The sequence below is a fragment of the Geminicoccus roseus DSM 18922 genome, from assembly GCF_000427665.1.
Taxonomy (GTDB): Bacteria; Pseudomonadota; Alphaproteobacteria; order Geminicoccales; family Geminicoccaceae; genus Geminicoccus; species Geminicoccus roseus.
Map to the genome: position 1 here is coordinate 4795479 of NZ_KE386572.1, position 13166 is coordinate 4808644.

The window sequence follows — 13166 nt, forward strand, 5'->3', positions numbered from 1 at the left end:
CCCATGACCTCCCACGACCACGACCACGACCACGACCACGACCATGCCGAGATCGTCGATGACGAACTGCCGGGCTACTATGAGATCATGGAGACAGCGGTTCGCGAACTCCTGGCCGAGAAGCAGCTGATCGCACCGCAGGAGATCCGGCGGCAGATCGAGGTCCTGGATTCGCGCACGCCCGCCCTTGGCGCTAAGGTGGTCGCGCGCGCCTGGATGGATCCCGCGTTCCGCCGGCGGCTGCTCGCGAATGGCCGCACGGCCTGCGAGGAACTGGGCATCAGCTTCTACGACGACACCCAGCTGATCGTCCTGGAGAACACCGACAAGGTGCACAACCTCATCGTGTGCACCCTGTGCTCCTGCTACCCGCGCCCAGTGCTGGGCCTTCCGCCGGACTGGTACAAGCTGAAGCCCTATCGCGCGCGGGCCGTGTCCGAGCCGCGGGCCGTGCTCCGGGAGTTCGGTACCGACATACCGGAGGACGTGGAGGTCCGCGTGAGCGATTCGACCGCGATGGTCCGTTATCTCGTGCTGCCCAGGCGACCAGACGGCACCGACGATCATACCGAGGACCAGCTCGCCCAACTGGTGACACGGGACACCATGATCGGCGTGGTGCCGGTCACCCTGGATGGCGGGAGAACCTTCCAGTGAGCCAGACCGAACAGCTCCTCAGGCGCCTTCCGAACGATATTGGCGGCGTTGCCGCCGAGCCGATCCAGCGCGTCGAGCACGACCTCCTACCATGGGAGAAGCGCTGCCACGCCCTGGCCGACGTGCTGGACTTCCACAAGATCATCAACACCGAGGAAAAGCGCCGCGGCGTCGAAGCGTTGGGCGGCGAGATGGTCGCCAAGCTGACTTACTATGAACGCTGGATCGCCGCTTTCGCCAACATCCTGTTCGCGAAGGGCATCCTTACCCCCGAGGAACTGGCGCGGAAGATGGACGCGGTCCAGGACCGCCATGCCCGGACCGATTGCAAGGAGCCTGCCGAGCCATGACGGCCAAGGCGGATCCTGCAGCCTGGACCTGCTTCTTCGAGCAGGATCCGCAGCTGGCGCTCGGGCGGCGGGCCGCAGTGGAAGGCGTCGGCACGCTCCTGCTCATGCTGGCCGTGGCCGGCTCCGGCCTGGCGGCGCAGCGCCTGGGCGATGCCGGCCCGGGAAGCGGGCTTCTCGCCGGTGCGGTCGCCACGGCGGCGGCCCTTGTCGGGCTGATCGTCGCGTTCGGCAAAGTGTCGGGTGGGCACTTCAATCCGCTGATCACCGGCCTGCAATGGCTGGCCGGCGAGCGCCGGCTGGACTGCACGCTCGCATATCTCGCCGCCCAGATCCTCGGTGCCGGCCTGGGCGCCGGTGCGGCGGGGATCGTCTTCGGGTCGCCCACTGCCCTGCCGCTGGCGCCCGAACCCGGCTGGCGGCTCTGGGCGAGCGAAGCACTCGCCACCGCCGGCTTGATGGCGGTGGTGTTCGGCTGCATCCGCAGCAAGCGCGCCGAGGTTGCCCCGTTCGCGGTCGGCGCCTGGCTGACCGCGGCGATCGTGGCAACTCCCTCCGCCTCCTACGCCAATCCCGCGGTCACGATCGCCGCGCTGTGGACAAGCGGCCCGACGGCGCTGCCGGCCGGGACTGTCGCTGCCTACCTGACGGCACAGTTGACCGGGGCGCTCGCAGCCTGGCTGCTGATTGGCTTCGCCTATCCGGCCGACAGCGTGCGGCAGGGCTCCCTGCCCCAGGCGACGGATGCCCGGTCGTGATCCCCGAGGGCATGACCGTCCATTCGAGCCGCCATGAAGTGGCGGCGACCATGGACCGCTTGGTCCAGGCAGTGGCGGCCCATAACATGAGCGTGTTCGCCCGAATCGACCACGCGGCAGCGGCGGCCAAGGCCGGCCTCACGTTGCGACCCACCGAGCTGCTGATCTTCGGCAATCCTGGAGCGGGGACACTGCTGATGCAGGCAGCGCAGTCCATCGGCATCGACCTTCCTCTGAAAGCGCTGGTCTGGGAAGAAGCCGACGGCACGGTCTGGCTAGGCTTCCAGATGCCGCACTGGCTGGCAGGTCGCCACGCCATTGGCGGTCACGATGCGATCCTCGACGCGATGACGGATGCACTCGGCGTCCTCGGTCAGGCGGCGACCGGCCATCCCGGGCAAGAGCGCGCATGAGAATCTGGTCGGCGATCTGACTTGAACCCGCTGCCTGTGCGCATCAGCCAGCCCGGCGGCCGACCAGGCATCGGCAACTAGCTCAGAAGTGCCCGGGCGCCTTGCCGAACAGGCGGATCTTGACCATCTCGGCATGATGCGGGAGGCGCGGCCAGGCAAGCGCGCCGATGTCGACGCTGGCGCGGATGCTGTTCCAGTTGACGATCCACCAGCGCACCAGCGCCAGCCGGCAGGCGGTGCGCTCGGCCGGGGTCAGGTTCTCCTTGCGCACCAGGTCCAGATACTCGCGGTAGAGCCGCCAGGTCGGCAGGCTGCGCGCCTTGGCCTTGGCGGCATCATGCCATGCGGCACGACCCTTCGCGTCCTGCTTGGACCGGGTATAGCGCTGGTCGTGCTCGCGCATCTCCACCAGCGGCTCCTTGACCTGCAAGAGCCGGCCGCGCAGCGCCATCTGCGCCAGGAAGGCACGGTCGGCGCCATGAAAGGGCCCATGCAGCATCGAATCGGCGATGGCGGCCCTGCGGCACAGGCCGAAGAAGTCCACACAGGAATGCGACATCAGGATCATGGTGGAGAAGCGGTGCGACGGGCGCGGGTGATCGGCACCGGAAAGGCCGCTGTCATAGAACGCGATATGCTGGTCGGCGCTGTCGATATAGTCGACCACCGCGTTGCACAGGATGGCGTCGGGCGTGGAATCCAGGGCGGCGACCGTGGCGGCGAGATAGCCGGGCTTGATCCGGTCGTCATGGGCCAGCCACTTGAAGTAGAGGCCACGGCTCTTGGCGTAAGCGAGGTTGTAGTTGGCGCCCGCCCCGAGATTACGATCGTTCCGGAAATAGCGGATCCTCGGATCGCTGGCCGCCAGGTCCTGGCAGATCATCCCCGTGCGATCGGTGGAAGCGTTGTCCGAGATCACCAGTTCGAGGTCGCCCATGGTCTGGTCAAGTACGGAGCGGATCGCCTGTTCGACATAATTCTGACCGTTGAACACGGGCAGGCCGATGCTCACCAGGGGCTTGCTGGTGCTTTGGATCGTCATCGTACAACCACCTGTCGCCAAAAAGCGTTCGTTGTCGAATTGAGCGCGGAACGATCAATCGGTCTACATGAACCTCGTCCATCCTGGACGGCCCTTAAATGCCGGACCTGATGAGCACAGTGCACGCCTGATACGCATCCCCATCGGCTCGGCCGCCGATCCATGTTCACCCGTGATTCTCGACGACTACGCGGATCATCCATCCTCGGATGAGACCAGGCAATGAAAATCATGAGAAGATACCGTTACCTGGGTGCATATGTTCGGAGATTGCTGCAGGCAGTGGGTGAGGACGTCGCTGGAACCTGCTTCAACCGCAGACGAAATGTCGCGGACGTGGCCAAGTCATGCCGCTCAGGTCAGGATGGGTTGAACCAGGACCTGATCGGCCGTGTCCGCTGGCGGGGGAACCGGAACGGCCAGGGCCTCGCGGTCGGGTAGAATCCCCTCGTAGACCCCCAACAGGCGCTCCGCCACGCTGTGCCAGGTCAGGGCCCGCATGGCCCTTTCCCGGCCAGCCGCCCCCATTGCCCTGGCTCGCGGCGGATCGTCCAACAGTTCTCGGATGGCACGGGCAAGCGCTGGCGCATCGCCGGGAGGGACGAACAGCCCGGTCTCGCCATGACGGACCAGATCGGTCGGTCCACCCTCGTTGCTGGCAATCACGGGAAGGCCCATCGCCATTCCTTCGGCAACGGGAAGTCCGAAAGGCTCCTGCCACACCGAGGGCTGAACCAGTATGTCGGCAGCCCGATAGGCCTCGGTGATCTGCGCATGGGAGCGGCCGCCGGCCATCCGGACCCGGGGGCGCAGCGATGCCGGGATGCTCGCCTCCAATCGCTGCCGGAGCCGATCCGCCGGGTGCAGCAGCTGATTGCCGATCCCGGCGAGGAAGCCGCCATAGAAGCGATCGACCGCGTCCTGCATGGCGGGCGCACCAAGACAGGCCTGGCGCGCCTGAGCCAGCGGCAGCAGCCCAAGCGGACCGGCCAGTTCCAGTTCGAGCTCGGGATAGTCGGCGGCGATCTGACAGAAGGCGTCGATCAGGACATGAGGACCCTTCTCCGGGGAGATCCGGCCGACCATGAGCAGACGGGACAGCGGCCCGTCCCACTGCGCCCGCGCAGGGGCCTGGAACAAGGCGGGATCCACCCCATTGCCGATCGGCCAGATCCGCGCCGCTGCGGCCGGCACATGGATGCGCAGGACATGCGCCAGCCATTCGCTGCACGTCACGATGGCGCTGAACGGCGCCAGCCGCTCGGCCGCAAGGGCCGGATCGACCCGCGCCAGCATGGCATCATGCAGATGCAGGACGAGCGGCACATCGGGAAGCCGCCGGCGCAGAACCGGGGCAGCCTGGGCGAAGGTCATCACGTGGACGAGGTCGGGCCCGATCTCCGCCAGCTTGGCAGCGGCCCTTTCGAAATAGCCATGATAGCATCCAGGCCGCAGGATCCTCGGCAGGCTGCGGGGATCCAGCAGTTCCAGACCCTTCTCGATCCGCCGGCTCCCGACTGGGACCCGATGCACCTCCAGGCCGCCGGAGGTCGTGCCATGGCTATCCTGGTTGTCCAGCTGCGGTGCGACCGCCACGACCTCGCAGCTCTCCCCAAGCTGCCGCGCGAGGTTGCTCAAAACAATGGCAACAGAACCCTGGATCCTGTTGTCCCCGATCCCGTCCCGTGGCTGCCCGAGCAGCGCAACGCGTGGCCTCATCACCCGCGGTTTCCCATCCAATGCGTGGGAACCGGAATTTCCAGGCCTGGCGTATATTCCACGGAAGAGTTCCCGGGATTTTCCAGTGCCAGCTGCATGGGCCGCCCCTTCCGCCTTCACGATAGGGACACCATAAATCACGTTTCCGTGAAACTTCCAATGCGGCGAGTGTTCGCAATGCGGTTGAGGTGCCCTCCATCCGGTTTCGATGAAGCACAATGTCGAGGAGCGGGGATGGCGACAGAGGGATCAGGCAACCGCCCGCGCTGTCGCCGAGGGCAGCGCCATCGGGATCAGGTCGGCATAGACGTCCGCGAGCCGACGTGCGGCAACTTCCCAGGTGAAGCGCCTTGCTGCCCGCTCGCGGCCGGCCAGACCGAACGCACGTGCGCGGTCTGGGTGCTCGGCCAGCGTTACGATGGCGCCGGCGAGGGCGGCAGCGTCTCCAGGCGGCACCAGGAGGCCGGTTCGGCCATGCTCGACCAGGTCGAGAAGTCCGCCATGGCCGGCCGCGACCACCGGAAGCCCGGCCGCCATCGCCTCGGCAACCGGCAGGCCGAACCCTTCCCGGCAGACGGAGGGTTGCACCAGGACGTCGGCGTCCCGATAGGCCGCCAGCATTTGATCATGCGGCTGCGCGCCGAGAAAGCGCACGCGACTGTGCAGAGTCTCCGGCAGTTCCGCCATCAGGCGGCGCTCAAGCGACTTCGCCGGCTGGAAGAACTGCGACCGCAAGGCCCCGATCCGGCCACCGTAGAATTGCCTGACCGCCGCGGCCATCGCCGGCACGCCCTTCGCCATCAGTCGAGCATGGCAGTGCGGCAGGAGCCCCAAGGGCCCGACAATGTCGACCCGCAGGTCCGGGTAGCGCGAGGCCAGCTGGCGGAATGCCTCCAGGAGGATGTGCGGTCCCTTTTCAGGCGAGATCCGGCCCACCATCAGGAGCTTGCGCACCGGGAGCGCAACCTCCGGGCTGGAAGATCCCGTATCGTCGATACCATCAATGCCGTTGCCGACGCCGTGGATCCGGCCGGCAAGAGAAGGAACATGGGTGCGTAACGCCTGACCCAGCCAGTCGCTGCAGGTCACCACCGCATCGAAAGGCTCCAGATGGCCAGCGGTCGCCTTGCCAGGTAGCCTGGTCAGCATGTCGTCGTGAAGGTGCAGCACGAGCCGGGCGTCGGGAAGCACCCGCCGGAGCACCTGGCCGGCCTGGGCCGACGTCATCACATGAACCACGTCCGGTCGCAGCGGCACCAGCGCCGCCGCAGCCCGTTCGAAATAGTCCCGGTAATAGGTCGACCGCATCAATCGCGGCAGTTCGCGTGGGTCGAGCAGTTCCAGGAGTTTCTCGAGCTCGCGATGACCGGCCGGCACCCGATGGATCGCCAGCCCATCAGCCGTGATTTCGGTCGCAGCCTGCCCGGGCATGAGAGGAGCGATGGAGATCCGCTCAAAATGCGGGGGCAGCGCAGCGGCCAGCTTTGCTAGCACAATGGCCACCGAGCCCGATTGCGGGCCACTGCCCTTCAGGCTATCTCGCGGCTGGCTCACGAACGCGACACGAGCCGCACTCATCGGAAGGTGCCCACGGCCATTGTTCGGCGGCCAAGATGCTCGGGGTGCAGCACACCGAAGGACAAAGACACCGGATGCAGCACGTCACCCACCGTTGAATGTAAGCGGCCTTGTTCCGCCGGCGAAGCGGCATGAGCGACATTCTAGCTGTCTCCCTCCGAAGGTCGAGGTGCCGTGATCGGTACTGGCGCGAATGTGATTGGAATAACCGATATTGCAGCTCGGAATCATCGCTGGCCCTGGATTTCCGTTCCTGGAACATCGTATCCGGGAAATGTTGGCGAGCCTGTGCGGCCCTGTCGAATTTATTCAGCCCAGTGTGCCGGGTACTGGAGGTGATCTCGTCGCGGTCATCGACCTGCGTGCGCAGGTTGGCCTCGGCACCCCTGCTAGCCGCTTCGGAACCTGGCGGTTCTCCTGGGACGGCACTTTTGACGTGGCGCTGGCAGGCATGTCGGCGTTGCACGAAGGACGACGCCACAGCACGGTCGAATTGCTCGATGGCTCGGAGGTCTTGGACCGGGCCAGCATCAAGACGGTGCCGCACAGTCTGGACAAGACCCGGGAGCGGCTCCTGGCAGCCGCCAGCACGATGCCTGCCCGCCGGCTTCTCCTGCAGCTGAACGGCGTGAATCCACCTTCCCTCCCGGCGTCGCCTCCGCGGCCGGTTCCGCCCGTCAGGCTTTCCCCGGCCGTGAAGCTGCGCAACATGGCGGGTCGAGTCCTGCGCGAGACCTGGGAGGAGCAGTGGCGGGTCGGCATCCTCGAGCAGAGCGCCAGCGAGCTGGTGTCGAGGCCTGAGGCCAGCCGGATCCAGTGGCTTCCGCCGCGTCGCCATGGTTACCATGCCGACCCATTCGGACAGCCCGGCGACGATGGGCTGATCCTGGCCGAGGCCTATGACTACAGCGAGCGGCTGGGCTATCTGGTCGCGATCGACCGGGATGGGCGCGAGCGGACGGTCCTGCGCGAGCCGTTTCATCTGTCGTTCCCGCAGATCATCGAACACCAGGGCCAGCGCTGGCTGCTGCCCGAGGCCAAGGCCGCGGGGCTGGTGCGGTTGTACCGCCCGGACCCCTGGCCGGAGCGCTTCGTGCCGGGTCCCGTGCTCATCGAGGAATTGGCAGCGGCAGATCCGACCCTGTACCGCGACGAGCAGGGCTTCTGGCTGTTCGCCGGGGACGGGGCGGGGCAGGACGAGACCACCTTGGTCCTTTACCATGCACCAGACCTTCTGGGTCCCTGGCGCCCGCACCCCATGAACCCGATCAAGGTCGACCTGGGTTCAGCCCGGCCGGCGGGGCCGCTTTTCCAGACCGGAGGGCGGCTTTGGAGGCCTGCCCAGGACTGTCGCGACACCTATGGCGGAGCCATCGTCCTGAACGAGGTCCTGACGCTTTCGCCGGACCTGTATGCGGAACGCCCGGGGCCGCTTCTGCGGCCCGATCCCGCCGGCCCCTGCCCGCATGGGCTGCACACGCTCACCCCGTTTGGCGACGGCTTCCTGGTCGACGGCAAGCGCGAGTTCCGCTCGATGCGCCGCCTGGCGGCCGGCCTGCGATCCCTCGCCCGTGGCTGACCTGCCATCGTGCCCGGATGGCTCAGCCTTCCACCGCCCATGCCGCCGTTGGCGGGGAGTGAAACCCGTTGGCTCATGACCTCGCCACGCCTCCCGTCGAGCCGGAGGCGCCTCCGCCCGACCACCGCAGCACGGTCAGGGCGCTGACCTTCAACATGGTGGCCATCGTGGTCGGCAAGGTCGTCGCGGTGGTCATCGGCCTGCTCAGCATCGCGCTGATCACGCGGGCGCTGGGACCGGATGGCTATGGCGCCTACCGTACCATCCTGACGTTCGTGTCCTTCGTCAGCATCGGCTCGGATCTCGGGCTGCAGCTAGTGGTGCTGCGCGAGCTCGGCCGGCCAGGGCGGGACCATGGCCGGTTGATGGGAGCAGCCATGCTCCTGCGGGTGCTGATCTCGGCGGCCGTGATGACGACCGGTGCGCTGATCAGCCTGCTGATGCCCTACGACGCCGAGATCGTCCAAGGGGTCCTGGTCGCGGCGCCGTACTATGTCGTCTTCCAGTCGGCGATGATGCTCCAATCGGTGTTTCAGCGCCATCTGCGCCAGGGACTGCAGGCGATCGCCGAGACGGTCGGCGGCCTGGTCATGCTGGCGCTGGTGTGGGTGGCGCTTCAGGCCGAGGCAGGGGTGGTGCCGATGGTGGGGGCCATGCTGGTCGGCGGCATCGTTCAGCTGATCGTGGCCTGGCCGATGGCGCGTCGGCTGCAGCCGTTCCGGTTGCACGCCGACATGGAGATCTGGCGGGAGATGGTCCGGACGGGATTGCCGATCGCCGGCTCGCGCGTGATCCTGAGCGCCATCCTCCGCGGCGACATCCTCCTGCTCTCGCTGCTGGCGACCGACATGGCGGTCGGCCTCTACGGCGTCCCCAGCAAGATGTTCGAGATCCTGGTGACCCTTGCCGTGCTGTTCAACGGCATGCTGATGCCGATGCTGGTGGGCTCCCTGGCGAAGAAGGACCTGAGTTCGGCCAATCTCACGGCCGGCCATGCGCTGACCGCCATGCTGGTGTTCGGCGGCGGGGTAATCGCCGTGTTCGCCGCCTTCCCGGCCGAAGTGCTGACCCTGGTCGCCGGGTCGGAATTCAGTGCGGCCGCCCCGGCCCTTACTTTGGTCGGCGTGGCGATCGCTTCCAACGCGGTCGCGCAGGTATATCGGCACATCCTGACCGCGATGGACCGCCAGAAGCAGGCCTTCACCATGGACTGTATCGGCTTGGCGGTGGCGCTGGTCGCGTACTTCACCCTGATCCCGCTCTACTCCTACCTGGGAGCCGCGATCGGCACCGCCGTGACCGAGACCGTGCTCTGCATCGGCCTGATGGTGGCGGTGCTTCGCGCCGGCCTGCGCCCGCCGGTCGTCGCCGCGTTCGTCAAGACCGTGCTGGTGAGCGCCGCCAGCACAGCTGCGATGCTGGGCCTGGCGCAGACTGGCCTGGCCTGGCCGATCGCCATGGTCGTGGGCGGCCTGGTGTTCTTCGGGCTGGTGGCGGCGACGGGACTGGCGCCGCCCGCCTATCTCAGCGCCATCCTCAAGCGGAAGAAGCGCAAGCCGGCCTGAGGGCTTAGCCCTTGGAGCCGCGACCCAGCGCCTGACGGAGAAGCTGGCCGTAGAGGCTGGTGTTGCCGCTGCGGAAGCGCACGTTGGGCTCGGCCGCGATCCGCTGGCGCTCCTCGGTTTTGAAGCGGCGCCACGCCACCACCTCCCGGGCAAGCTGCAGCGGCATGCCCGGATAGCCGCCTTCCGAACCTGGCAGTGCCTGATAGCCCAGCCGCTTCATCGAGCTGCGGGTCATCGCTTCGATCAGCCGGATCTGGGCAGGCTTCAGCCGCTTCCGGTAGGCGTCGATGGACGCCGTGTTGACCGGCATGAACACCCCTTCCTTGTAGGGCTGGTCCTTGAACATCACGTCCCGGGTCTGGTGGTAGTTCAGCATGGCCGGGTCGTAGTCCTCTCCCACGACCTTGCAGACCTTGCGCACCCAGGGCTCCGGATCGGTGACCAGGTCCTCGTAGCGCAACTCCAGATAGTTCTCGGCGTGAGCCTTGTCGCTCCTGGCGAAGCGGTGCGCCGCCTCGACGTCGATCCGCCACTTCACCGCCGCCGTCACGACGTCCTTCGAGGTGCGCGGCAGCTCGACCCTGGATGCGACGTTCGCGCGGGGATCGCGCACCAGATGGATGATCCGGGCATCCGGGAACATGGTCAGGATCTGGTCGAGATGGCGGACATTCCAGGGCGTCTTGTCGCCGAACCGGACCTTGCCGCGCATCCGGGCATAGACCTGCATCAGCTTGACGAAGAACAGGGGATAGGTGGGGTCCGGGTCCTCGATCAGTTCCTTGCGCACCACCGCCAGCACCTCGTCCAGGCCATTCCAGTTGTGGAAATGGTCCATCTTGGGCAGGCGCTCGAACAGGGCATCGATGGCGCCGGCGGCCTTCAGGTCGGGCACCTCGCTGCGCACGTTCACGATGATGTCGAAATAGATGATCTCGTCGGCGACACCGATCCTCGGATGCGCATCCAGGATGCGCTGGAACAAGGTCGTTCCAGACCTGGGCGCGCCGACGACGAAGATGGGCGCCACGTCGGCGAACACGCGCTCGACCTCGGACATGTTCGATCTCTCCCGGCCGCCGACGGCGGCCCTCGCCGTTCTCTGCGGGCGCTCTACTACGAGTTTCCCGGAACTACGAGGCACGGTTCCGGGAAAATTGATGGACATCGGCCACCCGCGGCTTCGACACCAACAGCCTCCATCCGCCGGGCTGGGAGCGAGCCTAGGACAACCCGGCTGACGGCACGATCATTTTCATCGTCGGGCTGATCCCGCCCCGGTTGCGGCAGATGCGGCCGCACGCTCAGCTTCCCTTAGTCCCAAGCCCCAGCTAATATATCACGCAGGAGAGGAGAGTTCGCTGTGCGGCAGACCATGCCCGTCCTGGCCAAGCCACCCCAAGCCGATCCCCCGGCGGCCCGTCCGTCGGCCGGGCGCCGTCCCAGTGCCGCCGTGGCCATTCATGGCTTCCTGCAGGACGAGATCATCACGCTCACGCGCCCTCCTGGAGCACCGGTCAACGAACGTGCCATCGCCAGCCATTTCGGGGTGAGCCGGACGCCGGTGCGGGAAGCCCTGCTGCAGCTCGCCAGCGAAGGCCTGATCGAGCTGGTGCCGCAGGTCGGCACCTTCGTCGCGCGGATCCCGGTGGACCAGTTGCCGGAGGCGGTGCTGGTGCGACAGGCGCTGGAGGAAGCGACAGCGCGGCTGGCCGCGCAGCGGGCCCGCCCCCCCCACATAGCCGCGATGCATGCTGCCATCGGGCGGCAGCGCCAGGCTGTGGAACGAGGAGATTCGGAGGGATTCCATGTCGCCGACGAGGAATTGCATGCGTACATCGCCGAAGCGTCCGGGTTTCCCAGGATCTGGCGGCTGGTGCGCCAGGCGAAGGTCCAGCTCGACCGCTATCGGCGGGCCACCCATCCGCAGGCTGGTCGCTTCGCCAAGGTGATCGATCAGCATCTGGGAATTGTTGCCGCAATCGAGCAGGGCGAATCCGCGCTCGCCACCGAAAGGATGCGGGAACACATCTCAGCCCTGAGTTCCGACCTGGCGGCAATTCGTTCGCTTCATCCCGAATGGTTCACCGAACTTCCCGAAGAGGCAGAACCTTGACGATTGACACCCGGCAGGCCGTCCATCCCGATGCCGTCCGCAGCATGGACACTGCGACCCTGCGCCGCCACTTTTTGATCGAGACGCTGTTCTCGCCGGACCGGATCCACCTCACGCTGAGCCATCTCGACCGGGTGGTGATCGGCGGGATCGTGCCGGTGACGCGGACCCTGGCGCTGGAAGCGGAGCCATCGTTCAAGGCGGCCTGCTTCCTGGAGCGGCGCGAGCTCGGCGTGATCAATCTGGGCGGGCCGGGCGTGGTGCGCACCGACGGCGTCGAGCATGCGCTCGCCAAGCGCGAGGCGGTATATGTCGCCATGGGCACCCAGCAGGTCAGCTTCCGCTCGGACGATCCGGACCGACCGGCCCGCTTCTATCTGGTCAGCGCCCCGGCCCACGCCCGGTTCGAGACGGTGCGGCTGCCGCTGGACAAGGCCAAGACCGTCTCCCTGGGAGAGCCCGCCAAGGCCAACGTCCGCACGATCTATCAGCTGATCCACCCCGAGGTCGTGCAGACCTGCCAGCTGGTCATGGGCACGACCGTTCTGGAAAGCGGCTCGATCTGGAACACCATGCCCTGCCATGTCCATGACCGCCGCATGGAGGCCTACTGCTACTACGACCTGCCCGAGGACGCGCGGGTCTTCCACTTCATGGGCGAGCCGGACCAGACCAGGCACATGGTGGTCGCCGACGGGCAGGCGCTCCTTTCGCCCGGCTGGTCGATCCATTCCGGCGTCGGTACCCAGTCCTATGCCTTCGTCTGGGCCATGGCCGGAGAGAACCAGACCTTCACCGACATGGACCATGTCGCCATGGCGGACCTGCGCTGAATCCGTTTGGACTGTCCCCGGCCGGCAGCCTTCCCGCACCTGGGACACTCCAGGACCGTTGGGCCGGGGATTGTCCGCCCTCGCCAACCGGGAGAAGAACCTTCCGGAAGGGGAGCGGAGATGTGCCTGAGTGAGGCCGGGCTGGCCGAGACCTACCGAAACTACATTGCCTGCCTGAACAGACAGGATTGGGCGAACCTGGGCCGGTTCGTCCATGAGCATGCCTGCCACAACGGCCGGAGCCTCGGGCTCGCGGGCTATCGCGAGATGCTGGAGAAAGACTTCCAGGAGATCCCGGACCTCCACTTCAAGATCCAGTTCCTGGTCTGCGAGCCGCCCAGGCTTGCCAGCCGCCTGGCCTTCGACTGCACCCCGAAGGGGGACTTCCTGGGTATCCCCGTGCATGGCCGGAGGGTCTCCTTCACCGAGAACGTCTTCTACGAGTTCTCGGCAGGGAAGATCGTGCAGGTATGGTCGATCATCGACAAGGCAGCCATCGAGGCGCAGCTCTAGGGCGACTGGCCGGTGCAGCGAGCTGACCGCGACCAGACGACCCCAG

At 66.7% G+C, this 13166-nt stretch carries 13 protein-coding genes; 9 read left to right on the forward strand and 4 right to left on the reverse strand.

Features of this window, described 5'->3' with window-relative positions; all coding sequences use genetic code 11:
- The first annotated feature begins 3 nt into the window (after window positions 1-3).
- From nthA to GEMRO_RS0123680, 4 genes are read left to right on the forward strand one after another with little or no spacing between them, the layout of a single operon-like run.
- A complete protein-coding gene (gene nthA, locus GEMRO_RS0123665) occupies window positions 4-657 on the forward strand; it encodes a nitrile hydratase subunit alpha (RefSeq protein WP_027135997.1) in 654 nt (217 codons plus the stop codon).
- Window positions 654-1007, forward strand: coding sequence for an SH3-like domain-containing protein (locus GEMRO_RS0123670; RefSeq protein WP_027135998.1), 354 nt, complete (start codon window positions 654-656; stop codon window positions 1005-1007). Before nthA ends, GEMRO_RS0123670 begins: the two co-directional genes overlap by 4 nt.
- Window positions 1004-1762, forward strand: a complete 759-nt coding sequence (locus tag GEMRO_RS31460; protein ID WP_035485903.1) for an aquaporin — start codon at window positions 1004-1006, stop codon at window positions 1760-1762. Before GEMRO_RS0123670 ends, GEMRO_RS31460 begins: the two co-directional genes overlap by 4 nt.
- Window positions 1759-2175 (forward strand): DUF302 domain-containing protein, encoded by a 417-nt coding sequence (locus tag GEMRO_RS0123680; protein WP_027135999.1) that lies wholly within the window; start codon window positions 1759-1761, stop codon window positions 2173-2175. Before GEMRO_RS31460 ends, GEMRO_RS0123680 begins: the two co-directional genes overlap by 4 nt.
- An 82-nt stretch (window positions 2176-2257) precedes the next feature.
- Here the strand turns inward: GEMRO_RS0123680 and GEMRO_RS31465 are convergent, their stop codons facing one another.
- The 3 genes from GEMRO_RS31465 to GEMRO_RS0123695 form a co-directional block, all read right to left on the reverse strand.
- Window positions 2258-3217: a glycosyltransferase family 2 protein gene (locus GEMRO_RS31465; protein WP_051329405.1), complete on the reverse strand. Its 960-nt coding sequence runs from the start codon at window positions 3215-3217 to the stop codon at window positions 2258-2260.
- Between the two features lie 354 nt (window positions 3218-3571).
- The gene (locus tag GEMRO_RS0123690; RefSeq protein ID WP_084507489.1) at window positions 3572-4936 is read right to left on the reverse strand and encodes a glycosyltransferase family 4 protein; all 1365 of its coding nucleotides are present in this window, start codon (window positions 4934-4936) and stop codon (window positions 3572-3574) included.
- A gap of 249 nt (window positions 4937-5185) precedes the next feature.
- Window positions 5186-6313, reverse strand: a complete 1128-nt coding sequence (locus GEMRO_RS0123695; RefSeq protein ID WP_169728444.1) for a glycosyltransferase family 4 protein — start codon at window positions 6311-6313, stop codon at window positions 5186-5188.
- 910 nt (window positions 6314-7223) lie between these two features.
- Here GEMRO_RS0123695 and GEMRO_RS33015 point away from each other — a divergent pair.
- Complete coding sequence (locus tag GEMRO_RS33015) at window positions 7224-8093, forward strand: glucosamine inositolphosphorylceramide transferase family protein (RefSeq protein ID WP_157505717.1); 870 nt, start codon at window positions 7224-7226, stop codon at window positions 8091-8093.
- Window positions 8094-8161: 68 nt separating this feature from the next.
- The gene (locus GEMRO_RS0123705) at window positions 8162-9658 is read left to right on the forward strand and encodes a flippase (protein ID WP_027136003.1); all 1497 of its coding nucleotides are present in this window, start codon (window positions 8162-8164) and stop codon (window positions 9656-9658) included.
- Window positions 9659-9662: 4 nt separating this feature from the next.
- Here GEMRO_RS0123705 and GEMRO_RS0123710 read toward each other — a convergent pair whose 3' ends face one another.
- Window positions 9663-10718 carry a sulfotransferase family protein gene (locus GEMRO_RS0123710; RefSeq protein WP_027136004.1) on the reverse strand — a complete coding sequence of 352 codons (1056 nt, stop codon included), beginning with the start codon at window positions 10716-10718 and terminating at the stop codon, window positions 9663-9665.
- A gap of 303 nt (window positions 10719-11021) precedes the next feature.
- Here GEMRO_RS0123710 and GEMRO_RS0123715 point away from each other — a divergent pair, with 303 nt between their 5' ends.
- From GEMRO_RS0123715 to GEMRO_RS0123725, 3 genes are all read left to right on the forward strand, one after another.
- Complete coding sequence (locus GEMRO_RS0123715; RefSeq protein WP_205625069.1) at window positions 11022-11774, forward strand: GntR family transcriptional regulator; 753 nt, start codon at window positions 11022-11024, stop codon at window positions 11772-11774.
- The gene (gene kduI / locus GEMRO_RS0123720) at window positions 11771-12607 is read left to right on the forward strand and encodes a 5-dehydro-4-deoxy-D-glucuronate isomerase (RefSeq protein WP_027136006.1); all 837 of its coding nucleotides are present in this window, start codon (window positions 11771-11773) and stop codon (window positions 12605-12607) included. Before GEMRO_RS0123715 ends, kduI begins: the two co-directional genes overlap by 4 nt.
- A 120-nt stretch (window positions 12608-12727) precedes the next feature.
- Window positions 12728-13120, forward strand: a complete 393-nt coding sequence (locus GEMRO_RS0123725) for an ester cyclase (protein ID WP_157505718.1) — start codon at window positions 12728-12730, stop codon at window positions 13118-13120.
- Window positions 13121-13166 lie beyond the last annotated feature (46 nt).